The organism is Jeotgalibacillus sp. ET6 (genome assembly GCF_029667115.1).
Classification (GTDB): Bacteria; Bacillota; Bacilli; order Bacillales; family Jeotgalibacillaceae; genus Jeotgalibacillus.
Window position 1 is genome coordinate 100,146 of the sequence record NZ_JARUIU010000005.1, and the last position, 23,967, is coordinate 124,112.

The window sequence follows — 23,967 nt, forward strand, 5'->3', positions numbered from 1 at the left end:
CCCCTTGAAATAGGAAGAAGAAACCTTTACTGTTTAATGCACGGGTTGTTAGGGAAGGGTATACAGAGGTGTTTTATCCCTTACATACAAAAATTTTTGGAAGGAGTAAACATGAAAAAAAATTCAGAGGGTAAAGGTCAATCATTTAATTTAGTTTTCATTGTTTCAGCAGCAGTTATTGCCATTTTAGTTTTATTTGGCGCCATCGCTCCTTCATTATTTGAAGCAGGAGCCAATCAAGTCTTCGCTTTTACTACGCAATCCTTCGGCTGGCTTTATTTGCTGGCGGTCTTCTTCTTTGTCATTTTCTTATTGTTTTTGGCGTTAAGCCGTTATGGAAGAGTCCGTCTCGGCAGGGATGACGAACGGCCCGAGTATCCATTTTTCACCTGGATCGGCATGCTGTTTTCTGCCGGATTCGGAGTTGGACTTGTTTTTTGGGGCGTAGCGGAGCCGATGAGTCATTTTTTCACTACTCCTTATGCCGATACAGAGCCTTTAACTCAGGAAGGCGCCCGCTTAGCGATGGGATATTCCTTCTTTCATTGGGGACTCAGCCAATGGTCTGTTTTCGCAGTTGTAGGTCTTATCATTGCCTATTTTCAATTCCGCAAAAATCAAAATGGCCTGATTTCAACAAGCTTATCACCAATGATTAAAGAAGGACGGCATAAAAAGCCGTTGAACCAGACGATCGATATTCTGGCTGTAATCGCTACCATAATGGGTGTAGCTACTTCACTCGGTCTTGGAATTCTCCAAATTAATGGAGGGTTGAATAATGTGTTTGGATTGCCAAACAACGCGACGGTTCAGGTTATTATCATTGTCATTTTAACCGCACTGTTTTTGACTTCCACTGCCACTGGCATTGATAAAGGAATCAAGTGGCTGAGCAATATTAATTTAGGTACAGCCCTTTTACTGATGCTGTTTGTATTTATTTTTGGCCCAACTGTTTTTATTCTTGAAACCTTCACTCTTGGGTTGGGGGACTATTTACAAAATTTCATTCGATACAGCCTTCGACTTCAGCCTTACCAGAGTGGAGAATGGGTGCATGACTGGACTATTTTTTACTGGGCGTGGGCTATTGCATGGTCTCCATTTGTCGGAGCCTTTGTTGCACGGGTTTCCAGAGGAAGAACGATTCGCGAATTTGTTGTAGGTGTTCTCATTGTTCCGCCAGCAATTGCCTTACTATGGATCGCTGTATTTGGTGGAACTGCTTTGCACTTTGATTTATTTGGAGGAACATCTATTGCACAGGCGGTGAACAATGATGTTACGAGTGCACTGTTTGTAACATTTGATGAACTTCCGCTAAGTTTCATTTTATCTACCTTATCGATTCTGCTGATTTTAACTTTTCTGGTTACATCAGCTGACTCAGCAACTTATATCATCAGCAGCATGACAACAGACGGAAGTCTCAATCCTCCTCTGCCTGTCAGAATCATCTGGGGTGTACTAATGGGTGCAATCGCTGCCGTCCTTCTAATCGCAAGCGGTCTTGAAGGCCTGCAAACGGCGTCGCTCATCTCCGCTCTGCCATTTACCGTGATTCTGATCCTGATGGTATACACCTTATTTAAATTATTACGAAAAGATGTACCAAGACCTAAAATTAAAAACAAATAAAAAAACGCCGGCTTTTTCAGTAGAAAAAGACCGGCGTTTTTTTATACTTCTACTGGCTGGTTTTGACGAATCAGATCGGCTGTCAGCTGACCTGATAATGTGACCATCGGTACGCCGCCACCTGGATGAGTAGAGCCTCCGACGAAATAAAGATTTTCGTATAGTTCACTTTTAGCAGGGATTTTAAAGCCGCTGTTTTTCTTGCGGTCTGATGCTACCCCATAAATCGATCCGCCATTCGGCCCGTAAAGTTCCTCAAGATCCTCCGGAGTGAAGCGGTATTCAAACTCAATGGATTCACGAAGTCCTGTCATGCCCATGCGTTCCAGTTTATCTAACACAATTTCTCTGTATTGGTCCCAATCGAACCTTCCGTGGTCCCCTTCTTTTAAAGGCGGCACATGTGTTAAGACAAATAGGTTGTCTTTGCCGGGAGGCGCCTGCGTATCGTCAGAGCGTGCAGAGATTCCAATATAAACAGTAGGATCATCCGATGGTATTCCTTTTTCAAAAATATCATGGAATTCTTTTTCCGGGTTTTCTGAGAAAAAGAAATTGTGATGCTTAAGGTTTTCAAATTTGCGGTCCACACCGAGAAGAAGAACAAGACCTGATACACTTGGCATAAATGTCTTATTCAATTTCTTCGCTTCTTTTTTCGCCTGATTTTTTGGTACAAGGTTTCGGTAGGCAGGGATCGCTTCCAGATTTGAAACGACAACATCTGCTTTATAATAAGTGCCATCCTCTGTTACGGCGCCTGTAACCGCTTTTCCGTCAAGCACTAAATGATCCACCGGTGCATTTACCTTCACATCAACGCGCAGCTCATCCATCAGTCTTTTCATCCCAACAGCGATATTGTACATTCCGCCTGTCACATAATGAATGCCAAGTCCAAGCTGCACATAAATCAACTGATTTAAAATAGCAGGTGCCTGATAAGGGTTTGAGCCTACATACATAACAAAGAAGTTAAAAAGCTGCTCAAGATGCGGATTGTTCAATCGCTTTTTTGTTCCCTCTGCCACTGTGCTCATCGGGTCCATAGCGAGTAAATCTTTTAACGTATGATGCTTTTTTAAATCTTTCAAGTCTGCCAGGCTGTACTTGTAAAAGCTTTTCATGCATAGCTCGTACATATTTTCAGCATAATTGATTAATTCCGTCATGCTTTTGGCAGAGCCGTTTTCCACTTTCTTCATTTCATTGATCAGATTTGGAAGATCGCTCGTTACATCAAGCTGAACGCCATCTTCAAAAAATGTCCGCCATTGCGGTTCGATTCTCTCAATTGGTATGTAATCCTCTACCCTTCGGTGAACACTTGAAAAAAGCTGCTCAAGCACCCAGGGCATTGTAAGAATGGAAGGCCCCGTATCAAAAGTGAAACCCTTTCCTTTTCGCTGGTTAAGCTTGCCTCCAACATTGCTGTTTTTTTCAAGCACCTGTACCTGGTATCCGTCCGCATGAAGACGGATTGCAGCAGACATGCCTGCTAATCCTGCACCAATGACTAATGCTTTTTTCTTTTCCATCATTCCACCCCTACTCTTTTCAATATATAAATGGAAGTAATCGAGCCCTGCGGCTCATCCATTTTTCATAATCTGGTCCAAATTTTTCGACAAGAAGCTTTTCTTCATATCGGATCCGTTTCAGCAGCATGAACCCTGTTAAAAGCCCGCCAGCCACAGCTGCAATCAGACTTGTAAAATACAGCGCCATTCCGACAGCTATAAACAAAAGCCCAGTATATAAAGGGTGCCGGAGCCTTCGATACGGTCCACTGCTCACAATCTCATCACCGTCTCTCACAGTCACATGCCTGGTAAACTGGGCTTTTAAATGTGTAATGCCCCAGAACCTCAGGATCACCCCTGTTAAAAAAAGAAGGAACCCCAGTGTTTTCATAGGAAGCACTAAGCTGTCTTCTTCCCTGAATTCCTGAAGAAACAGTGCTGCTGCGATAGTGAAAAATAATGAGGTGAAAATATAAAGGAAACTGCGTGTTTCCAGCGGGTCGCCCTTCCCTGTCCCCCGGTTTCGAAAAATGAAAAACTCACTGATCCAGATGACGCTTATCAGGATAAAAAGCCCATCAAGGATGGTCATGAACTACATCACATCCTTCTTTGATTCTTCCTTTAAATATATAGAACATTCTGAAACAAAACAATCAATAATAGGCTGTTTTCATCTATTTAATTCCAAGGGCTGTCTTCCTTACTATTGCCTCTTTAGGACAAGAAGAAACCTCCCGCAGCCGGAAGGTTTTAAAGATTATTTTAAGCTGTTTTATTTAAATCATCATCTACCACTATTGGGTGAAGTCCCGAATCACTCGCTGCCAGTCTCGCACGCACAGTCATAAAGAATGCGACAGCAGAAGCGATCGTAATGAAAGCAGCTCCGCCATAGGCTATTTCTATCGGAAATCGTAATCCGATTTCCGCATTTAAAATATAGGTAAAGGTTGCCATGGTGATAAACATTGCCGGCAGGACCGCAATCCAGTAGTTTTTCCGCTGAAGAGCCAGGTACATAGCGCCGACCCATAGTGCAATCATCGCCGTTGATTGATTTGCCCAGGAGAAATATCTCCAAAGGATATTAAAATCGATCTGAGTAAGTGCAATCGATAATACGAAGAGTGGAAGAGCAATCCAGATTCTGCTCATGATTTTCTTTTGTCCTACTTTAATGTAATCAGCAATGATCATCCTTGCACTTCGGAAAGCTGTGTCCCCTGATGTAATAGGCAGGACGATGACTCCAATAATGGCAAGTGTACCTCCGATTGCACCGAGCGTAGTGATGGAAACTTCTCTTACAATGGCAGCAGGTCCGCCGGCGGCTAAGATTTCATTGAGGTTTTCACCGCTGAATAGAGCCATTCCTGCCGCTGCCCAGATCATCGCAATAATTCCCTCTAAAATCATCATCCCATAAAAAATTTTGCGTCCCTGGTTTTCTTTTTGAGTCGTCCTTGAAATGATGGGCGATTGTGTTGCATGAAAGCCTGAAAGAGCTCCGCAAGAAATGGTCAGGAACAATAATGGAAAGACTGCCAGTCCGCCCGGGTGCATATTTTGAAGTGTAATTTCCGGTATTGGATGCCCCTGAACAACAAGCGCTCCCCCAACTCCAATTGCACTGATTAGCAGAAGAGCCCCGAAGATCGGGTAAAGACGTCCAATAATTTTGTCGACCGGCAGCATAGTAGCCGCAATATAATAAACAAAAATAGCTCCAATAATCACGCCCATTGAAATCCAGGCAGGTGTCAAATCTGCGATAAGCGCTGCAGGTGCCGTAACAAAAACTGTTCCGACAAGAAGCAATAACAGAATTGAAAACGCATTGACAACATGCTTAAAAGCTTTTCCTAAAAACTTCCCAGCAAGCTCCGGTAAATGAGCTCCCCGATTTCGAATGGAGATCATCCCGGTCAGGTAGTCGTGAACGGCTCCTGCAAAAATACAGCCGAACACAATCCAGATAAACGCAACCGGTCCGTATAGAGCACCCATGATTGGACCGAAAATCGGACCCACTCCTGCTATATTTAAAAGCTGAATCATGGAATTTCGTTTCGTATCCATTGGAACATAATCAACGCCGTCTGCATGGGAATAAGCTGGCGTAAGACGTTCGTTTTTCACACCAAAAACTTTTTCCACAAACTTGCCGTACGTAAAATAACCTATAATTAGTATGACGATTGCTGCGAGAAAGGTAACCATTTATTTTCCTCCTCAAAATAGTGTATCCGCTTACATCATACATTTTCATTCATCTTTTTGGGCTGTTCCCTGGTCAACGTGACGAAAACGACGATTAAGATGTTCATATTGGAGGTTAAAAATCTTCTTCAGCTTCTATCTGCCTTGCTTTTATTTGGTATAATCATGAAAAATACTCGTTATGTGAACAACATCATGGAGGAGGCTGAACGAAATAAGAAAAATGGTTGCGCTGCTGCTATTACTGACTATATCAGTATTGAGCGCCTGTACTGGCAACATACAAGGTGAAGAAAAGCTGCAAAATGAGGCAGATGCTATTAAAGTCAGTCTGCTGGAAAAGTATGAAAGATCGTTTCATGTGCTTGAGATAAAGGAGCACACTGTACAGTTGGGTGGATCTTCGATCATCCATGCAAAGCTCGCACCGGCTGGAGAAGAAGAGCTGCATTTCACGCTGGAAAAAGTACCGGGAGAAGAAACGTTCAAAGAAAATTATCTGGCTGAAAAGTGGAACAGGGATGCAGAAAAAATTGTTCAATCAGAAATTGCAGAAATATATGGTGCGAATGCCTTTATTCAATTTCAATTTTCAGTAAGAGAGAATCTTACGGAACAAGAAGTGATTTCCTCCGAGCGGCAGGATTTGCTCTATGCATTGTCCAACCATCAAGATCAGCTTGTTCCTTTTATTCAAATTATATATAGCCAAAAAGAAGTGAGCGATGAAGTTGAACTAAAAAAGCTTCTTTCCTTAATCACATTTCTGAAAGAAAACAATCTGCATCATATAAGGATTTCGCTGGATATTTACGCGAAGGAGCTTGAGAAAAAGATCGTAAAGCATCCAGAAAAATATCTTGAATTACCCTTTTCAGAGAGGGTCGAGTTTATCCAGAAAGACCGTATTCTTTTTACGCTTCTGCTGGAAGATCAAGACACAGCAGCTGTAGAAACTGTACAAGATCTTAATAGAATAATAGATGAGGAAGGCTGAGACCCAGTGGTTTCAGCCTTCCTCGTTTTTATTTTCAAATTGACCATGTCGTTTAATTTAAAGCTCCAGTCTCTCCCTCAGTTCTTTCACATAATTACGGCTTACCGGTACGTGATCATCACTGTTTTTAAGCTTCAGCTGATAGACGCTTGTACTCCAGGAAACCAGTTCTTCCACTTTGCTGATGTTCACCAGATATCCTTTATGAACTCTGAAAAATGCATATCCGGTTAGTTTTTGCTCGAGCTCCTTTAAGGTTGTTTTAGAGGAAAGCTTCTCCTTTTCCGTCACAATAAACGTATCCCGCCCCTCCCTGTAAATATAAACAATCTTTTCGGGTTCTAAATAGTAAATCCGGTCTTCCCCCTGCACCGCCAGCTTTCCGGAAGGAGCTTTACTTGCAGGAGGAGCGGCAGGCTGCTTTTTCTGTAAAAGGCGTTTTACCGTTTGAGCTACCTGAATGTCGTCAAAAGGTTTTAAAAGATAATCCACTGCGTCTAAACGAAACGCTTTAACTGCGTAGTCAGGGTAAGCAGTTGCAAAGATGACAAACGGAGGGTTCTTCAGCTTTTGAAGGGTTTCTGCTAATTCAATTCCCGTCATCCCTGTCATTTCAATATCCAGAAACACAGCATCCGGTTCTAACTGTAAAATCAGTCCCAGTCCCTTTTCAGCTGAACTGGCTTCCCCAATGATATTCAGCTCGGAATGTTCGTTTAATAAATGCACTAATTCCTGCCGGCTGAGCGGCTCGTCGTCAATTACGATTGTCCGCAGCTCCATTTTCACGCCTCCTCCATCTCTTCGTTCGCCTTTATTGTAAATGTAACAGCCGTTCTTTTTCCTGGAACTGATTTCAAATGAAGACCTGATTCTTCTCCAATCATTTTGACCAGACGGGTATGAACATTATGAAGTCCAATTCCGGTTCCGTTCACTGATTTAACAGGAGCTTGCAAAAGAGTTTCAAGCCGGTCTTTCTCAATGCCCGTTCCATTATCACTTACGGTAATCGTGATCTGATCGGAAGCCCTGGTACTCGACAGGATCAGTTTTCCATCCGAGGATTTGTGCTTTAAGCCATGCTTAATAGCATTTTCCACAAGAGGCTGCAGCGTCATGGAAGGAACTTTGGTGCCCATGGTTTCCTCCTCTATTTCATAGTAAACCGTCAGCCGGTCACAAAACCTTGCTTCTTCAATAGCAAGGTAAGCTTTAACATGATCAACTTCCTCCCTGAGTGTCGAATAGTTTTTCGTTGCACCGGCCAGATTTTGTCTAAAGAAGGAGGATAACGCGATCAGAAGCTTTCTAGCTTTGTCCGGATTTGTTCGGATCAGCGAGACAATTGTATTCAGCGCGTTAAATAGAAAGTGCGGACTAACCTGTGCCTGTAAAGCCTTGATCTCAGCTTCCTGCGCCAATGCGCGATGTTTTTCAACCTCTGAAATTTCAAGCTGATGACTAAGAAGTGTGGATAATCCTGAAATCAGCTCCAGCATAATAGGGGAAATCATTCGCTGAGATGAAAAATAAACTTTTAATGTTCCAATCGTCTGGTCCCGACGATTTAAAGGAGCTATTACAGCAGCCTGCAGATTACAGCTTTCTTCATTGCAGCCTATCGCATCGCGCCCAACCGTTTGACCTTTACCTGTTGCGATTACGTATTTGGTGGCATCGGTGCGTATTTCATGACCGCTTTGATGGTGACCGGCACCCTCCCCAATATGTGAGAGAATATGTTTACGATCAGTGATGGCGACTGCCAGCGAAGGAATTTCCTGATATAGAATGGAAGAAACCTCTGCTGCTGAAACAGGCGTCAGCCCTTTTCTCATATGTGTAAGCGTAAGATTGGCTATGCGGAGAGCCTTCTGTGATTGAACAGCTCCCATTCGCTCTTCTTCCTGGATAACGCTTCTTATGATTAAAACAAAGAGAGCGGTTCCAATCGCGTTGGCTACAATCATGGGAATGCCAATATCCTGAACAAGCGCGAAGGCTCTGTCAAAGGGCTGAGCGACGCCTAAAATGATCAGCATTTGAATTGCTTCTGCGAAACCACCAACAAGAAAAGCGATCTGCGGGGTCACAATTCTGTTTTTCTTCTGCTTGGCTGAAATCATTCCGGCTATAAATCCTGCAGCAATCGTCGCAATTCCGCAGGCGACGCCGGTAAAGCCTCCAAGAAAAATCCTGTGCACACCTGCGACAATTCCTGCTCCTGCGCCGATCTTCCAGCCGCCAAGAAGACCTGCAACAACCACTCCAAGGACCCTCGAGTTCGCAATCGCTTCGTCTTCATTGAGTACTCTTGTCCACCGGTCCATAGAGTCTTCAACCGGGTTTATAATGATTCCCGTGTATGTTCCAATTATGCCAAAGCAGCCAAAAATCACTACGAGCAAAAGCCGCTGTCCTGTATGAATGGTCGACTGGGGATCAAACAGCCTTCTGAAAAATGGAAGTCTTGTTAAAATAAACGCCACTGTTACGATAATCCCAAGGCGTTCAATCATCGCTAAAACCAGCATCCCATTCCCTCTTTTCTATTTCCTGATAACGCAATCATACCATCAATATAAGGGTTTTCTAAACTGGAAAAGAATTCGAATACGATGCTTCCTTCTCCGAATGTGTTACGATGAAGATTACAGAATTATGAAAGAAGGTATCTTACCATGTACAGCCACGGGAAAAAGATTTTAGGCGATGTACTCGATCAGGAAACCCGCTGCATTCATTATCATACAAAAAAAGATATTATTGCGATTAAATTTTATTGCTGCGATACCTATTATCCCTGTAAAAGCTGCCATGATTCACATGGATGCGGAAACCACTCTGTGTGGCCTGCAGCTTTATTTAACGAAAAAGCAATTTTATGCGGAGCCTGCGGAACCGAGTTAACCATAAATGAGTATCTTAACTGCCAATCTTCATGCCCAGCCTGTTCATCCTTATTTAATCCAGGCTGCACTCTGCATGCTTCTTATTATTTTGAAACTCAGGATCGCTGAGCATGTAAATAAACAGGCATCAGTCACACTATACCTTTTTGTCGTTTCTATGAACTTTAAACCAAGTTAAAGTTGTATCTTGTAATCTCCCTATTATTCATGGTTAGATTAATAGGATAACTATAAAAGGAGTTAATCCAAATGTTACATTACCGTTCATATAAATCCGATCCGGTGCTTCCCTGGGTAACATTTATCCATGGTGCCGGAGGAAGTTCCAGCATCTGGTTTAAGCAAATTAAAGAATTCAGAAAACATTTTAACGTGCTGGTAGTTGATCTAAGAGGACACGGACAGTCTGAACGCGGCCGCTGGAAAAAAGGCGACAGCTTCATAGAAGTCTCTAAAGAAGTGATTGATGTTCTTGATCATCTTTCTATAAAAAAATCTCATTTCGTCGGCGTTTCGCTTGGGACTATTGTGGTTCAAACATTATCTACTCATCACCCCGAGTATGTAAGTTCACTAGTACTCAGCGGTGCGATCATCAAGCTCGACATCCGTACAAAGCTTTTGCTGTGGATCGGACGTACAACTAAACAATTTGTGCCATATATGCTTTTGTATAAACTTTTCGCATGGATTATCATGCCTAACCGCTCACACGAGGAATCACGGCTTGCCTTTGTGAATTCGGCTAAAAAAATGTGCCAAAAAGAATTTATCCGCTGGTTTTCACTTACAAAAGTGATCAACCCTTACCTTGACCGGCTGCAGATGGAAACCAATGGCCTGCCGACAATGTTTATCATGGGGGAAGAAGATTATTTATTCCGTGCCCCTGTAGAAGAACTTGTGCGCCGCGATTCAACGCTGGGTCTTATCACGATTCAAAAAGCAGGTCATGTCTGCAATATCGATCAGCCGCAGACCTATAATGAAAAAACCATTGCATATATTAAAGAAATTGAATCATTAATCAGTACATCTAAAACCATCTGATTGGGTTCAGATGGTTTTATTTTAGGAGGTGAGTCTATTGCTGAAGGAATTTAAAAAGTTCGCTATGAGAGGCAATGTGATGGACCTTGCCATTGCCGTAGTCATTGGCGCGGCGTTTGGCAAAATCGTCACGGCACTCGTGGATAATATCATTACCCCGATTATGGGCATCTTGCTTGGCGGCATATCGTTTGAAAATTTATCCTTTCCGGTCAACGATGCTGTTATTACATATGGTTTATTTATTCAGGCAGTCATCGATTTTATTATTATTGCATTTGCCATCTTCCTATTTATAAAACTACTAAACCGTTTTAAAAGCAAAAAAGAAGAAGAAAAGCCTGTCCCGATTCCTGATCCCCAAACAGAGCTTCTGCGTGAAATCCGGGATCTATTAAAAAAAGAAAACGAACCCGACTCAAAACAAAATCCACTGGAATAATCCAGTGGATTTTTCGTGTTGCTTTGGTAATGAGCAACGACGAATGCGGGCGCTTGCCAGCTATTCTGAAAAAAGAGCTGAAAGCGTTTGTCATTCGAGGCGCAAATACCGGGACGGAGCGCAGTTACCTTAGCTGGTAATGAACATCCGGCACGGAATGAGCAACAACGAATGAGGGCGCTTGCCAACTCTTCTGCAAGAAGAGCTGAAAGCGTTTGTCATTCGAGGCACGAATGCCGGGACGGAGCGCAGTTACCTTAGCTGGTAATGAACATCCGGCACGGAATGAGCAACGACCAATGCGGGCGCTTGCCAGCTCTTCTGCAAGAAGAGCTGAAAGCGTTTGTCATTCGAGGCGCGAATGCCGGGACGGAGCGCAGTTACCTTAGCTGGTAATGAGCATCCGGCACGGAATGAGCAACGATGAATGCGGGCGCTTGCCAGCTCTTCTAGACTTACGTCTTCATCTTAGGATCAAACGCATCCCGTAACCCATCCCCCAGCAAATTAAACCCGAGAACAACCAGCATGATGGCAAGACCCGGAAAAACAAGCGTCCATGGCGCCTGTACCAGCAGCGCCCTTGAAGCGGACAGCATGGCTCCCCATTCAGGCTGCGGAGCCCGTGCCCCAAGACTGAGGAAGCCAAGTGCGGCTGCTTCTAAAATAGCAGTCGCCACGGCTAATGAACCCTGGACAATGATCGGCGTCATCGAATTGGGCAGCACATGAGAGAATAGAATCCGTGAATCTTTCATTCCAACGGCCCGTGCCGCCATAATATATTCTTCTTCTTTCACGCTCAGCACCCTGGATCGGATCAACCTGCCAAAGTTCGGAATGTTAATGATGGCTATTGCAATCAATGCATTCTGCAAGGATGGTCCTAGAATCGCCACAACTGCGATGGCAAGAAGAATACTGGGAAACGCAAGAAGAATATCAAATAACCTTGAAATAATCGCATCTACCCATTTCCCGTAATAGCCTGCCAGAATGCCAAGCAGACTGCCGACTACTGCCGACCCTACTACAGCTAAAAAGCCGACTGTAAGAGATAATCTCGCTCCGTGAATAACTCTTGAAAAAACGTCGCGTCCGAAGTCATCGGTTCCAAACCAAAATTCAGATGATGGAGGCTGAAGCCTGATTGATAGATTTTGTTCATCTATGCCCTGAGGAGCAATCCAGGGAGATGTAATGGCAAGAATAATAAAAAACGAGACGATACTTAAGCCTGCCAGTGCAATTTTATTTCTCTTAAATTTCTTCCATCCCTCTTTCCAGGGTGAAAGTGTTTCTTCCTGCTGTTCTTCCCACTCTTGTTCCGGAAGTTTTGCCGGCTCTGCCATGTTCTCACTCCTCTATTAAACAGTTCTTCTCAGCTGTATCGTATTCTTGGATCGATAATCGAATACAGAATATCCACAATCAGGTTGATCATGACAAAGATAAATGCCACAACAAGAATACCTGATTGAATTACCGGATAATCACGGGAGGAAATTGCTTCGTAAATATACCGTCCAATACCCGGAAGACCAAATATCGTTTCTGTTAAAATGGCTCCTCCAAGCAGCAGTCCTGTTTGAAGTCCGATTACAGTCAGCACAGGAATCACAGCATTTTTCAAAGAATGTTTGTATACAACCCAGAACATTTTTTCACCCTTTGCCCGGGCAGTACGAATGTAATCTGACTTCATTACCTCAAGCATGCTCGAACGGGTCATCCTGGCAATGATCGCCATTGGAATCGTTGCAAGCGCCACTCCCGGCATAACTAAATGACGCAGTACGACAAGTGTCTGATCAAAGCGCCCTTGAATGATCGTATCAAGTATATATAAGTTCGTTATCGCATTAACAGGGTCACGGACATTCTCCCGTCCTGTCGTCGGAAACCAGTCCCACTGAAGAGAAAACTGATACTGCATCATAAGCCCCAGCCAAAAAATAGGAATAGAAACACCAACTAGTGCCAGAATCATGGCCGCATAATCAAACCAGGAATTTTGAAACCAGGCAGAAATTATGCCGGCGTTTACTCCAATGAACACCGCAATCACAATGGCAAACAGGGAAAGCTCAAATGTGGCAGCTAAATACGGCCAGATTTCCTCGTTTACAGGCGTCCGTGTCCGCAGAGAATTCCCAAGATCTCCTGTGGCCAGGTTTTTCAGGTATTCAAAATATTGTATGTACCATGGATTGTTTAAACCTAATGTTTCCCGTAATGCAGCAACCGCTTCCTTAGTTGCCTGCTGGCCTAATATCACGATAGCCGGGTCGCCTGGTATGGCGCGGATGATTAAAAACACAATAAACGTCATTCCAAGAAGCACCGGAATCAATTGCAATAGCCTTCTGACAATGTATTGGAGCATTTTCTTCACCCCTGTTTCATAATCTGTTGTTCGGTTTTCAAGTAAAAAGGGGAAGGCGAATGTCCACCTTCCCCCTGAATCAGAATGAATTATTCAAAATATACATCCATTAAATTATCTGATCCTGTCGGATGAGCAACAAAATCTTTTAGTGTCGAGCTTCCTGCCATTAGAGGCGTGGAGTGTGCTAGCGGAACCCATGGTGCATCTTCATGAATGATTTCCTGTGCTTCCATATAAAGCTGACTGCGTGCATCTTCATCTACTTCAGACTGCGCTTCAATTAACAGATCATGCAGCTCCTGATTTTCATAGTACGTGTAGTTATTGCTTCCGATATTGTCCTGATCAAGCAATACATAAAGGAAATTATCTGCGTCTCCATTATCGCCTGTCCAGCCTAATAGGAACGCGTCTGCTTCACCCATACGTGCTTTTTCAAGATACGTTGCCCATTCGTAGTTCACGATTTCAGCTGTGATTCCTACATCTGCCAGATTGTTTTGGATGGCTTCAGCCACTTTTTGTCCGTCCGGCATATAAGGACGCGGAACCGGCATTGCCCATAGGTCCATTTCAAAACCGTCTCCCAATCCAGCTTCTTCAAGCAGCTGTTTGGCTTTTTCAGGGTCATATTCGTAGCCTTCAATGTCATCATTGTATCCTGCGATAACAGGCGGCATTGCATTTTTTGCTACTTCTGCGCGGCCTTCAAAAAACGCATCGACAATCGATTGGCGGTCAATTGCATGATTCATTGCCTGACGTACTTTAGGGTCATCAAACGGTTCACGTGTAGTCGTTAATCCAAGGTACCCGACATTCATAGAAGGACGCTCAAACAATTGAAGATCAGCATTTTCTTCGATCATGGCGGCATCACTTGGATTTACACCGTCTGCAAGGTCGATTTCATTGCTTTGCAGCGCATTCAGACGTGCTGAGTTTTCAGGAATGGAACGGAAAATAATTTCGTTTAATTTAGGCAAACCTTCCTGCCAGTAGTCTTCGTTTTTCTCAAGAACGATTCTGTCATTTCGTCTCCATTCCACAAACTTAAATGGTCCGGTTCCTACAGGGCTTTCATTAAAAGCCTCGTCTCCCATTTCATCTAAGGCTTTAGGACTTGCGATCCCAAACGGACTCATCGCAAGATTTTTTAGGAATGGCGCCTGTGGACGCTTAAGCTTAATTTCAACCGTCATGTCGTCTGCAGCTGTGACTGATTCAATCACGTGGCCTTCATCATCACCAAAGCCGCCGAACATAGATTTGTAGTAATAAAACTTGTCTTCTGTACCAGACGCCCATCGTTCAAAGTTGTAAACAACGGCATCCGCGTTAAAGGCTTCTCCATCATGGAAAGTTACGCCTTCCTGAAGCGTAAAAGTATATGTCAGCCCATCTTCTGAAACATCCCATTCAGCTGCCAGACCCGGGTTGATTTCCGTATCTTCACGGCCAAATTCGATTAGGGTTTCAAACACGTTTTTCGTTACTTTAAAGGACTCACCATCGGTCACCGTGATCGGATCAAGACCGACTGAGTCACCTCCGCGGCCAAAAATGAGTGTGTCCTGACTGCTGCTTTCTCCCGAATCATTGCCTGATTCTCCGCCGGTGTCTTCCCCATCATCACTAGCGCAACCGAACAAAGCAGTTGAAACTGTTAGTAAAAGCACAAAAAACAGTAACCAAGTTTTCTTATTCATACTACCCCTCCAACCATCTCTTTATTTTGACTCGTTGACTGTTTTTCCTTTGAATAAAGGTGACAAGCAACGTAATGTCCTTCTTCATGTTCCAGCAGCTGCGGTACAAGCTTTTCACAGACATCCATTTTAAACGGACATCTTGTGTGAAAGGTGCAGCCTGAAGGCGGATTTGACGGGCTCGGTATATCTCCCTCTAACACAACCGATTTCTTTTCATAAAGCGGATCGGGAATCGGAACAGCTGATAACAGCGCTTGTGTGTAAGGATGAAGCGGATTATCGTACAGTTTTTCACTGGACGTGATTTCAGCCATTTTCCCTAAATACATAACACCCACGCGGTCGCTGATATGCCGCACCACCCCTAAATCATGGGCGATGACGATGTACGTTAACCCAAAATCCTTTTGAAGATCCTGCATTAGATTCAGCACCTGTGATTGAATCGACACGTCCAGTGCAGAAACAGGCTCGTCCGCAATAATTAATTTCGGCCTGGTCATCAGGGCTCTTGCAATGCCAATCCGCTGCCGCTGCCCACCGCTGAACTGGTGAGGATAACGCTTTGCATGGTAGCTGCTTAATCCCACTGTTTCCAAAAGTTCTCTTACCCGCTTTTTTCTTTCAGCGGGTGTGCCGATCCCATGTACCTTTAATGGTTCTTCTAATATTTTCTCTACTGTATGTCTCGGATTGAGTGATGCAAATGGATCCTGAAAAACCATCTGCATCTCCCTTCTCATTTTTCTCAGCTCATTGTTAGACAGGCTGGTTACTTCTTTTCCTTCAAAAAACACTTTGCCTTCTGTCGGCTCAATTAGTCTCAGCAGCATGCGGCCGGTCGTCGATTTGCCGCAGCCTGATTCCCCGACAATGCCTAATGTTTCGCCTTTATGTACGGTAAAAGAAACATCCTCCACCGCTTTAACCGTTCCTACCGTTTTGCCAAGGATTCCTCCCCTTATAGGAAAATGCTTTTTTAAATTCTCAACTTGTAACAGTGGTTCTCTGGTTGTCATCCCTCTTGGCCTCCTTGCTGTCGTATAAGAAGCATCTTGTGGAGCGTCCCTCACCTGTGTCATAGAGCGGAGGGTCTTCCTGCGTGCATCGCTCAAAGGCAAAATCACATCTCGCAGCAAAACGGCAGCCTTTTTTGATGGAACCCGGTCTCGGAACATTGCCGGGGATGGAATAGAGACGCTGCTTTTTAAAGCGCATATCAGGCACTGACTGAATCAGCCCTTTTGTGTAGGGATGCTGCGGATCTTTAAAAATATCCACTGCCAGCCCGTTCTCCACAATTTTCCCTGCATACATGACCACAACGCGTTCACATGTTTCGGCTACTACCCCAAGGTCGTGGGTGATCAGCATTATCGCAGTATTCAGTTCCTCATTAATGTTTTTCATCAGCTTCAGAATCTGCGCTTGAATCGTTACATCAAGAGCTGTTGTCGGTTCATCCGCTATCAACAGTTTAGGCTCACAGACGAGTGCCATTGCGATCATCACCCGCTGCCTCATTCCGCCTGACAGCTGATGCGGATAGTCATTCATCAGCTCTTCTGCTCTCGGCAGTCCGACAAGCTTTAACATGTCTACCGCTCTTTGTTTCGCTTGTTTCTTATTGCCTTTTTTATGTATTAAGGTGGCATCCATTAATTGATTTCCTATGGTGAACAGCGGATTTAATGAGGTCATAGGCTCCTGGAAAATCATTGCCACTTCACTGCCCCGAATATTTCTCATTCTTTTTTCTGATGCCGTGGTCAGTTCTTCCCCGTTAAGTTTAATTTGGCCCTCGGTAATTTTGCCGGGCGGTTTTGGAATCAGGCCCATGACAGATAGCGAAGTCACGCTTTTCCCGCAGCCGGATTCACCGACAATTCCGAGCACCTCTCCCTCCCTTACATAAAAATCTATACCGTCCACTGCCGGTATTTCTCCCTCATCCGTAAAAAACGAAACATGGAGGTCTTCAACTTGAAGTACAGGTTCTTTCTTCATCCCTCTCCTCCTCGAAATGTTTTTTTAATATACTTTATTTTCAGAATTTTTATAATCTTAATTATACGATGTCATAAAATTATTTCAATAGCAACCTAATATTTTTAATTGTTCATCAAAGTGACTTGTCAGAACCGGATTTTTTAAATTATTTCTATAAATCAATGACCCTCTTAACCGTCATGCATTCGGAAAGGAAATCTTTATCAAGACACCACTCCTGAGGGCTTTATCCCGCATCTAAAATATGAACACTCCTTCTAAACTATTCTTTAAACTGTTAAGCTAAACGAACCAATATTAAGGAGGTGTTCTTTATGAAGAATGACCAGGAAACGCCAGAAAGAAGAAGAGAACGGATGAGGCAGGAGGAATTAAAGAGAAATCCATCTGGCAGCATGCATGGCTCCGGTCTGGCAGATCTAGTGGGCAGCTTAGGCTGGAAAGGCACCGGTCTTCTCATCCTTCTAATTCTCGCTGGAATCATACTAGCAACTATCTTTTTTTAAGCCTATCCCGCTCCCGACATCTAAACATCTGCCTGGTAAATAAATTTTTCCGACGCAAAAAAAGGCAGGGATGGCCATTGTTCACCTCCATTCCTGCCTAACACATTATTTTACTCTCATTAACCGCAGCGAGTTAAGCACAACAATCAGCGTCGCTCCCATATCTGCAAAAATGGCCATCCACAGTGTCAGCCATCCAGGAATAATCAGAAGCAGTGCGAGCACTTTCAAGCCCAAAGCGAATGCGATATTCTGCTTAATAATTTTAAGCGTCTTTCTGCTTAAACTGATCGTTTCAGGCAGCTGGTGAAGATCATCTGCCATAAGCGCAATATCAGCTGTCTCTAGCGCTGCATCTGTTCCTGCGCCTCCCATTGCGATGCCTACGTCCGCCATGGCAAGAGCAGGTGCATCGTTTATCCCGTCTCCCACCATCGCTACTTTTCCGTCATTCTGCTGGATTCTTTTTATAATTTCAAGCTTTTGCTGAGGCATAAGTTCCGCTTCAATTTGCTGGATGCCGATCTCTTTCCCTATAGAAGAAGCGGAAAGGGCGTGATCACCAGTCAGCATCACCGTTTTCTTTATGCCTGCCTGATAAAGCTTTTGAACAATCGATCTGCTTTCTTCGCGAATCGTATCCGAAGCAGCGATGATGCCAAGAACTTGTTCGCCCTGTCCCATCAGCATGACGGTAGAACCATTTTTCCTGAATTCATCTACGGTTTCTTTCATTTCTCTTGTCAGTCTTACCTTGTCATCTGCCCGGCTGATCCAGTAAACTTTTCCGTCGATAACTCCCTGAACACCTTTTCCTGTAATGGACTCAAACTGATCTGCCTCTGCTAAAGGAAGATCTTTTGCTGCTTGAACAATTGCCCGGCCAAGAGGGTGCTGGGAGTAGCGTTCGATTGCTCCTGCATATGATAGCAGCTCATTGGAATCCATTGAAGAAAATGAACGGACATCCCTAACCTCCGGAGTTCCTTTTGTGAGGGTACCGGTTTTATCAAATGCAACAGCTGTAATCTTACCGGCCGTTTCCAGGTGAACACCACCCTTGATTAGCACCCCTCTTTTTGCTGCATGACCAATTGCTGTCACGATCGCTACAGGAGTGGATATGACGAGTGCGCAAGGACAGCCGACCACTAAAACAGCAAGCCCCCTGTAGATCCATTCCTCCCAAAGTCCGCCGGCTGCTAATGGCGGCACAATAGCCACAAGCAAAGCAATCATCATAATGGCAGGTGTATAATATTTTGCAAAACGGTCCACAAAAGCCTGGGATGGGGCTTTCTCTGCCTGCGCCTCTTCAACTAAATGAATAATTTTCGCAAGCGTCGTGTCTTCTGCCCATTTTGTAATCCGGACCCTTAGTGCGCCTTCTTCGTTAAGTGTGCCGGCAAATACCTCGTCTCCTGCTTCTTTTTTCACCGCGACCGATTCACCCGTGATCGCTGATTGATTGACATAGGAAGAACCATTGTCAACCACTCCGTCAAGCGGGATTTTTTGACCGGGACGAATCATAATGAGTTCTCCTATTTTTGCTTCTTCGACCGGAACCAATCTTTCTTCTCCATCTCTCAGAACCGCTGCCTGCTGCGGGGCAATATCCATCAAGGAGCGAATGGAATTTCTTGCTTTATCCATCGAAAACCGTTCAAGCACTTCACTGACAGCAAACAGGAAAACCACAACGGCTCCTTCTCCCCATTCGCCAATTATTGCTGCACCTATAATCGCAATGGTCATGAGGGTTTTCATATCAAACTCGAACTTAAATAGATTTGTCAGCCCGGTGAGCAGCAAACGCCAGCCCCCAATTGCAATCGACAGTGCAAATAATAGAACAGCACCGATGCTTTCTTCACCGCTTAAAAATAAAACAAACCAGCCGCTGAGTAAAAAGGGCAGTGAAAAAACCATCGATTGAACTTCTTTGTTTTTCCAAAAAGGAGCAGGCGGTGCTGCCTTTTCATGTTCATGCCTTACTTTTATACCATCAAAAGCGCCAGCCTGTTCAAGCTCCATAACACTTGCTTCGCCTTCCACCATAAGCTTTGAAGCGCCAAAATTAAGCTGAACATCCTGTACGGAAGGCAGCTCGCGAATATTTTTTTCGAATTTCGCAGCGCAATTTGCACAGCTTAATCCCTCCAGCCGATAATGCTGCCGCATAACGTCTCACCCCTCCTGTGAATGAATCAATGCTATTGAAACAAGCTGGTGAACATGCTCATCTTCAAGCGAATAAAAAACCATTTTCCCTTTTTTGCGGTACTTCGCTAATCCCATATTACGCAGCAGCCTCAGGTGATGTGAGGCTGTGGCGGTGGTGGAACCGATGATCGCAGCTACATCACAAACGCAAAGCTCTTCTTCTAATGTCAGCGCATAAGCAATTTTTAAGCGTGTTGCATCTGAAAGCGCCTTGAAAAGAAGCTCTACACCTTCCACATCGCTTACTCTTGGCTTAATTTTTTCTATCTTTTCTTCGTCATATATAGTTACTTCACAGGAATCCTGCAAACTTTTATCAGTATTCTTCAACCTAATCACTCTTTTCATTCAAACATTCGTTTGATTGTTTACTTATAGTTTATGCTTCTCTATTTAGATGGTCAATCATTTCGTTCAATTTATTTTCTCTTATTTCCCTTACATAACGATGGATTTTGTCGATTAAACAATTATTTCCCCACTTTTATCCGGGTTATGGATTGTCACCCACGTGATAATGATTTATACTAATCACTATATTTAGTAACGATTTCTAAACAATACACAATATATAGTACATTCCATATGAATAGATGCCGATAACGGCTTAAAAGGGAATCAGGTGAAAAACCTGAACTGTCCCCGCAACTGTAAGTGCTGAGAGTGTCTGATAATCCACTGTGACTTTATCATGGGAAGGATCAGATACTGTTTGAAGCATGAGTCAGGAGACCTGTCTATTCAGTAACGTGCTATCTTCTTCGGGAGCTGAGAAGGTAGGATGAGGAACTATGACTGGGTGTGATCCGCCCTTTTATATTCACATCCTGCCTCCGCTCCCAAGAGTGGATTTTTTTATGCTTAAAAATGGACGGAGGATTCATAATGACAACAATTGAAGCGAGGAATTATCACGATTTACACAATTGGCAGACCGGGCAGCTTGTTGAGTATTTCAACAGTAAGGTAAAGGAATTTTCTTCTCTCAATCCTGAGCTCGCTGCAGCGAAAATCAGACAGCAGCTTGAGAGCAAGCCTGGTTATTCTCTTCATCAGGCGACAGGATTGATGATTCTTGCTGCTCTTGATCGAATTTCCATTGAAGAGCCCGACTGGACCTATGTAGCAGCCCGCCTTTATCTGGACCGCCTATATGATCAGGCTGCTAAGTCAAGAGGGTATGCATCTTGGAAGCTTTATGGCTCATTTAATGACCTGGTTACTTCATTAACAGACAAAGGACTTTACTCTGCTCAGCTTTCACACGCATACAGCCGGGAGGAAATAAAGGAAATTGGTTCTTTTATTAAGCCGTCTAAAGATCTTTTATTTACATATATCGGCCTCGTCACGCTGTCGGACAGGTACTTAACAAAATCACGCAATAAGGAGGTATTCGAGCTTCCCCAGGAACGGTTCTTGATTATTGCCATGTCCCTAATGAAAGACGAGCCGAAAGAAAAACGGTTAGCACTGATTAAAGAAGCCTACTGGGCGTTATCCAACTTATATATGACGGTTGCCACTCCTACTTTATCAAATGCAGGTAAGAGCTATGGCCAGCTCTCGAGCTGCTTTATCGATACGGTTGAAGACGATCTGCGCAGCATTTACGATTCCAACACTGATGTGGCGACTCTCAGTAAAAACGGAGGCGGGCTCGGGGTATATCTTGGAAAAATACGATCCCGGGGAAGCGATATAAAAAGGTTTAAAGGAACTTCTTCCGGCGTAATCCCCTGGATGAAGCAATTGAATAACACAGCAGTCAGCGTGGATCAGCTCGGGCAGCGAAAAGGAGCGGTTGCGGTTTACCTTGATGTGTGGCATAAAGATATCTTTTCGTTTCTGGATGTGCGATTAAACAACGGAGATGAGCGTTTGCGTACGCATGATTTATTTACAGGCGTCTGCATTCCGGATTTATTCATGGAGGCTGTGGAGAACCGGGAAGACTGGCATCTTTTTGATCCGCATGAGGTAAAGAGTGTGATGGGCTTTTCGCTTGAAGACTTCTGGGATGAGCAAAAAGGATCTGGAAGCTTCCGGGAGAGGTACAAACAGTGTACAGAAAACCCTATTTTATCCCGTCGGACAGTACCGGCAATTGATATTATGAAATCCATTATGATCTCACAGCTTGAGACCGGAACCCCTTATATGTTTTACCGGGATACGGTTAACCGCATGAACCCCAACCCGCACGAAGGAATGATCTATTGCAGTAATCTATGTACAGAAATCATGCAAAATATGAGCGCAACAACCGTTACAGAAGAGTTTGTAAAAGACGGATCGATTATCACTGTAAAAAAACCGGGTGATTTTGTCGTATGTAACTTATCGTCTGTTTCACTTGCCCGTGCAGTGTTAGGAGATGTTCTGGAGCGTTTGATTCCGATTCAGGTTCGCATGCTTGATAACGTCATTGATCAAAATACACTGCCCGTTCCACAAGCCTTACTGACTAATCAGAAATACCGGAGCATTGGACTTGGCACCTTTGGCTGGCATCATCTCTTGGCGCGCAAAGGCATTCGCTGGGAAAGCGAAGAAGCAGTCAAGTACTGCGAGGAGCTGTATGAAGACATCGCCTATTTAACCGTTAAGGCAAGTATGGAGCTGTCTCAGGAAAAAGGAGCTTATCCGATTTTCAAAGGTTCAGATTGGCAGACAGGTGAGTACTTTGATAAGCGGGAATACACAGGTGAGCGCTGGATGAACCTTAAAAACAGGATAAAAGAATCCGGTGTCCGAAATGCTTACATGATGGCTGTGGCCCCTAACTCGTCCACCTCTATCATAGCAGGCTCCACAGCAAGTATTGATCCTATTTTCAGAAAGCAGTACTCCGAAGAGAAAAAAGACTACCGCATTCCTGTAACAGCACCGGATCTTGGACCGGACACCACCTGGTACTATCAATCTGTTTATTTGATTGACCAGCACTGGAGCATTCGCCAGAACGCAAAGCGCCAGCGCCATATTGACCAGGCCGTGTCGTTTAACTTGTATGTCCGAAATGACATCAAAGCCAAAGAACTGCTGGACCTGCATCTGCACGCATTTAACGCCGGCTTAAAGACCACATATTATGTCCGCTCCACTTCAGACACGGATTCAATTGAAGAATGTGAAAGCTGCTCAAGCTAAGGAGGAATAGTGTATGACAGTACTACAAAAAAGACTGTTAACGGATTCGGATGCACCTAACCGTTCTACGGGTTTAATCAACGGTAAAAGTTCAAACATTTTAAATTGGGATGACGTCCGCTATTCTTGGGCTTACCCTAAATATAAAACAATGCTTTCTAATTTCTGGACACCCTTTGAAATCAATATGGGAAACGACATCAAACAGTTTCCAGGGCTTTCTGAAGCAGAACAGAACGCCTTTTTAAAGATTATTGGACTGCTTGCCCTGCTTGACAGCATTCAATCGGATTATGCAGGAAAAGTGGCTGATTACCTGACAGACTCCTCTCTGAATGCCTTGATGATCATGCTTGCGCAGCAGGAAGTGATTCACAACCACTCCTATTCATATGTTCTTTCGAGCCTTGTTTCGCAGCAGCAGCAAAATGAAGTATTTGATTACTGGAGAACAGAGACAACCCTGCAGGAACGAAATGACTTTGTCACGAACGGCTATAAAGCCTTTGCCCAAGAACCAACCGTCCGTCATTTTGCACAATCCATCGTGTACGATGTTATTTTAGAAGGACTGTTCTTTTACTCGGGATTTGCTTTTTTCTACAATCTTGCTCGAAATCAAAAAATGGTTTCAACTTCAACCATGATTAACTACATTAACCGGGACGAACAGATTCACGTAGGACTCTTTGAAAAAATCTATAAAGAGCTGCTTCATGAGCATCCTGAAATTAATACGGACGCTCACCATGACTTCGTTATCAGCACATTTCGAAAAGGAGCAGAACTAGAAATTGCATGGGGCAGGGAAGTAATCGGAAATCAATTTGACGGCATTACCATGTCTGAGCTTGAGCAGTATATTCAGTACATGGCAAACAAGCGCTGCAACCAGCTTGGACACGGCCGCGACGTTTTTCCGGACGCCCCCGTAAAAAACCCGCTTCGCTGGATCATTGCTTATCAGGAAGTCGATCAGGGCAAAACGGATTTCTTTGAACAAAAGTCCAGACAATATACCAAAACCTCTGATGCGAACGGATTTGATGATTTATAGAGGATATAAATGAGGGTGGAACATAAATAGAAATTGTCAGACAATAGAGGCAATATAGGTCATTCATATGAGGTAAACGAAGCGGAAGGTAGCGACTCCCTGCCGGAGATGACGGCAAGCTGA

Annotated in this window: 20 protein-coding genes and 1 riboswitch; of the genes, 8 read left to right on the forward strand and 12 right to left on the reverse strand. The window is 44.0% G+C overall.

The features are described from left to right. Window positions 1-111: 111 nt before the first annotated feature. Entirely contained in the window at window positions 112-1,641 is a 1,530-nt protein-coding gene (locus tag P6709_RS14280) for a glycine betaine uptake BCCT transporter (RefSeq protein WP_278241609.1), read from the forward strand. A 41-nt stretch (window positions 1,642-1,682) separates the two neighbouring features. Here the strand turns inward: P6709_RS14280 and P6709_RS14285 are convergent, their stop codons facing one another. The 3 genes from P6709_RS14285 to P6709_RS14295 form a co-directional block, all read right to left on the reverse strand. Beyond that, window positions 1,683-3,179, reverse strand: coding sequence for a phytoene desaturase family protein (locus P6709_RS14285; RefSeq protein ID WP_278241610.1), 1,497 nt, complete (start codon window positions 3,177-3,179; stop codon window positions 1,683-1,685). Between the two features lie 19 nt (window positions 3,180-3,198). Next, the gene (locus P6709_RS14290; protein WP_278241611.1) at window positions 3,199-3,756 is read right to left on the reverse strand and encodes a methyltransferase family protein; all 558 of its coding nucleotides are present in this window, start codon (window positions 3,754-3,756) and stop codon (window positions 3,199-3,201) included. A 173-nt stretch (window positions 3,757-3,929) separates the two neighbouring features. Beyond that, window positions 3,930-5,387: a carbon starvation CstA family protein gene (locus P6709_RS14295; RefSeq protein ID WP_278241612.1), complete on the reverse strand. Its 1,458-nt coding sequence runs from the start codon at window positions 5,385-5,387 to the stop codon at window positions 3,930-3,932. A 223-nt stretch (window positions 5,388-5,610) separates the two neighbouring features. Here P6709_RS14295 and P6709_RS14300 point away from each other — a divergent pair, with 223 nt between their 5' ends. After that, a complete protein-coding gene (locus P6709_RS14300) occupies window positions 5,611-6,384 on the forward strand; it encodes a hypothetical protein (protein WP_278241613.1) in 774 nt (257 codons plus the stop codon). A gap of 57 nt (window positions 6,385-6,441) precedes the next feature. Here P6709_RS14300 and P6709_RS14305 read toward each other — a convergent pair whose 3' ends face one another. Continuing rightward, on the reverse strand, window positions 6,442-7,167 hold the full coding sequence (locus P6709_RS14305; protein WP_278241614.1) for a LytR/AlgR family response regulator transcription factor: 726 nt from the start codon (window positions 7,165-7,167) through the stop codon (window positions 6,442-6,444). A gap of 2 nt (window positions 7,168-7,169) precedes the next feature. Beyond that, window positions 7,170-8,921: a sensor histidine kinase gene (locus P6709_RS14310; RefSeq protein ID WP_278241615.1), complete on the reverse strand. Its 1,752-nt coding sequence runs from the start codon at window positions 8,919-8,921 to the stop codon at window positions 7,170-7,172. Between the two features lie 147 nt (window positions 8,922-9,068). Between P6709_RS14310 and P6709_RS14315 the strand changes: the two genes are divergently transcribed. From P6709_RS14315 to mscL, 3 genes are all read left to right on the forward strand, one after another. Then, the gene (locus tag P6709_RS14315; RefSeq protein WP_278241616.1) at window positions 9,069-9,407 is read left to right on the forward strand and encodes a CHY zinc finger protein; all 339 of its coding nucleotides are present in this window, start codon (window positions 9,069-9,071) and stop codon (window positions 9,405-9,407) included. A 141-nt stretch (window positions 9,408-9,548) separates the two neighbouring features. Further along, entirely contained in the window at window positions 9,549-10,349 is an 801-nt protein-coding gene (locus P6709_RS14320) for an alpha/beta fold hydrolase (RefSeq protein WP_278241617.1), read from the forward strand. 28 nt (window positions 10,350-10,377) lie between these two features. Further along, window positions 10,378-10,791, forward strand: coding sequence for a large conductance mechanosensitive channel protein MscL (gene mscL / locus P6709_RS14325; protein ID WP_278241618.1), 414 nt, complete (start codon window positions 10,378-10,380; stop codon window positions 10,789-10,791). A 455-nt stretch (window positions 10,792-11,246) separates the two neighbouring features. On the opposite strand, the gene P6709_RS14330 is transcribed toward mscL, so the two are convergent. From P6709_RS14330 to P6709_RS14350, 5 genes are all read right to left on the reverse strand, one after another. Continuing rightward, window positions 11,247-12,143, reverse strand: a complete 897-nt coding sequence (locus P6709_RS14330) for an ABC transporter permease (protein WP_278241619.1) — start codon at window positions 12,141-12,143, stop codon at window positions 11,247-11,249. Between the two features lie 29 nt (window positions 12,144-12,172). Next, window positions 12,173-13,177, reverse strand: coding sequence for an ABC transporter permease (locus P6709_RS14335; protein WP_278241620.1), 1,005 nt, complete (start codon window positions 13,175-13,177; stop codon window positions 12,173-12,175). 89 nt (window positions 13,178-13,266) lie between these two features. Continuing rightward, a complete protein-coding gene (locus P6709_RS14340; RefSeq protein WP_278241621.1) occupies window positions 13,267-14,889 on the reverse strand; it encodes an ABC transporter substrate-binding protein in 1,623 nt (540 codons plus the stop codon). Further along, entirely contained in the window at window positions 14,886-15,911 is a 1,026-nt protein-coding gene (locus P6709_RS14345) for an ABC transporter ATP-binding protein (RefSeq protein WP_278241622.1), read from the reverse strand. The genes P6709_RS14340 and P6709_RS14345 overlap by 4 nt, the downstream gene beginning before the upstream one ends. Continuing rightward, window positions 15,880-16,899 (reverse strand): ABC transporter ATP-binding protein, encoded by a 1,020-nt coding sequence (locus P6709_RS14350; RefSeq protein WP_278241623.1) that lies wholly within the window; start codon window positions 16,897-16,899, stop codon window positions 15,880-15,882. Before P6709_RS14350 ends, P6709_RS14345 begins: the two co-directional genes overlap by 32 nt. A 317-nt stretch (window positions 16,900-17,216) precedes the next feature. Here P6709_RS14350 and P6709_RS14355 point away from each other — a divergent pair, with 317 nt between their 5' ends. Continuing rightward, window positions 17,217-17,408, forward strand: coding sequence for a DUF6366 family protein (locus P6709_RS14355; RefSeq protein ID WP_278241624.1), 192 nt, complete (start codon window positions 17,217-17,219; stop codon window positions 17,406-17,408). 105 nt (window positions 17,409-17,513) lie between these two features. Here P6709_RS14355 and P6709_RS14360 read toward each other — a convergent pair whose 3' ends face one another. Next, window positions 17,514-19,592, reverse strand: a complete 2,079-nt coding sequence (locus P6709_RS14360; protein ID WP_278241625.1) for a heavy metal translocating P-type ATPase — start codon at window positions 19,590-19,592, stop codon at window positions 17,514-17,516. Window positions 19,593-19,598: 6 nt separating this feature from the next. Then, window positions 19,599-19,982 carry an ArsR/SmtB family transcription factor gene (locus P6709_RS14365; RefSeq protein ID WP_278241626.1) on the reverse strand — a complete coding sequence of 128 codons (384 nt, stop codon included), beginning with the start codon at window positions 19,980-19,982 and terminating at the stop codon, window positions 19,599-19,601. 226 nt (window positions 19,983-20,208) lie between these two features. Then, window positions 20,209-20,389: riboswitch (cobalamin riboswitch) on the forward strand. A 130-nt stretch (window positions 20,390-20,519) separates the two neighbouring features. Here P6709_RS14365 and P6709_RS14370 point away from each other — a divergent pair. Together P6709_RS14370 and P6709_RS14375 are read left to right on the forward strand one after the other, a co-directional pair. Then, on the forward strand, window positions 20,520-22,787 hold the full coding sequence (locus P6709_RS14370; RefSeq protein ID WP_278241627.1) for a ribonucleoside-diphosphate reductase subunit alpha: 2,268 nt from the start codon (window positions 20,520-20,522) through the stop codon (window positions 22,785-22,787). 13 nt (window positions 22,788-22,800) lie between these two features. Continuing rightward, window positions 22,801-23,844 (forward strand): ribonucleotide-diphosphate reductase subunit beta, encoded by a 1,044-nt coding sequence (locus P6709_RS14375; RefSeq protein ID WP_278241628.1) that lies wholly within the window; start codon window positions 22,801-22,803, stop codon window positions 23,842-23,844. Window positions 23,845-23,967: the final 123 nt, after the last annotated feature.

Excerpts from the sequence above, each read along its gene's own strand:
- P6709_RS14370 (WP_278241627.1), top strand. The coding sequence starts at position 20,520 with ATGACAACAATTGAAGCGAGGAATTATCACGATTTACACAATTGGCAG.
- P6709_RS14290 (WP_278241611.1), bottom strand. The coding sequence starts at position 3,756 with ATGACCATCCTTGATGGGCTTTTTATCCTGATAAGCGTCATCTGGATC.
- P6709_RS14315 (WP_278241616.1), top strand. The coding sequence starts at position 9,069 with ATGTACAGCCACGGGAAAAAGATTTTAGGCGATGTACTCGATCAGGAA.
- P6709_RS14320 (WP_278241617.1), top strand. The coding sequence starts at position 9,549 with ATGTTACATTACCGTTCATATAAATCCGATCCGGTGCTTCCCTGGGTA.
- P6709_RS14305 (WP_278241614.1), bottom strand. The coding sequence starts at position 7,167 with ATGGAGCTGCGGACAATCGTAATTGACGACGAGCCGCTCAGCCGGCAG.
- P6709_RS14355 (WP_278241624.1), top strand. The coding sequence starts at position 17,217 with ATGAAGAATGACCAGGAAACGCCAGAAAGAAGAAGAGAACGGATGAGG.
- P6709_RS14310 (WP_278241615.1), bottom strand. The coding sequence starts at position 8,921 with ATGCTGGTTTTAGCGATGATTGAACGCCTTGGGATTATCGTAACAGTG.
- P6709_RS14340 (WP_278241621.1), bottom strand. The coding sequence starts at position 14,889 with ATGAATAAGAAAACTTGGTTACTGTTTTTTGTGCTTTTACTAACAGTT.
- P6709_RS14335 (WP_278241620.1), bottom strand. The coding sequence starts at position 13,177 with ATGCTCCAATACATTGTCAGAAGGCTATTGCAATTGATTCCGGTGCTT.
- P6709_RS14300 (WP_278241613.1), top strand. The coding sequence starts at position 5,611 with ATGGTTGCGCTGCTGCTATTACTGACTATATCAGTATTGAGCGCCTGT.
- P6709_RS14280 (WP_278241609.1), top strand. The coding sequence starts at position 112 with ATGAAAAAAAATTCAGAGGGTAAAGGTCAATCATTTAATTTAGTTTTC.
- P6709_RS14375 (WP_278241628.1), top strand. The coding sequence starts at position 22,801 with ATGACAGTACTACAAAAAAGACTGTTAACGGATTCGGATGCACCTAAC.
- P6709_RS14350 (WP_278241623.1), bottom strand. The coding sequence starts at position 16,899 with ATGAAGAAAGAACCTGTACTTCAAGTTGAAGACCTCCATGTTTCGTTT.
- P6709_RS14285 (WP_278241610.1), bottom strand. The coding sequence starts at position 3,179 with ATGGAAAAGAAAAAAGCATTAGTCATTGGTGCAGGATTAGCAGGCATG.
- P6709_RS14330 (WP_278241619.1), bottom strand. The coding sequence starts at position 12,143 with ATGGCAGAGCCGGCAAAACTTCCGGAACAAGAGTGGGAAGAACAGCAG.
- P6709_RS14360 (WP_278241625.1), bottom strand. The coding sequence starts at position 19,592 with ATGCGGCAGCATTATCGGCTGGAGGGATTAAGCTGTGCAAATTGCGCT.
- P6709_RS14295 (WP_278241612.1), bottom strand. The coding sequence starts at position 5,387 with ATGGTTACCTTTCTCGCAGCAATCGTCATACTAATTATAGGTTATTTT.
- P6709_RS14365 (WP_278241626.1), bottom strand. The coding sequence starts at position 19,982 with ATGAAAAGAGTGATTAGGTTGAAGAATACTGATAAAAGTTTGCAGGAT.
- P6709_RS14345 (WP_278241622.1), bottom strand. The coding sequence starts at position 15,911 with ATGACAACCAGAGAACCACTGTTACAAGTTGAGAATTTAAAAAAGCAT.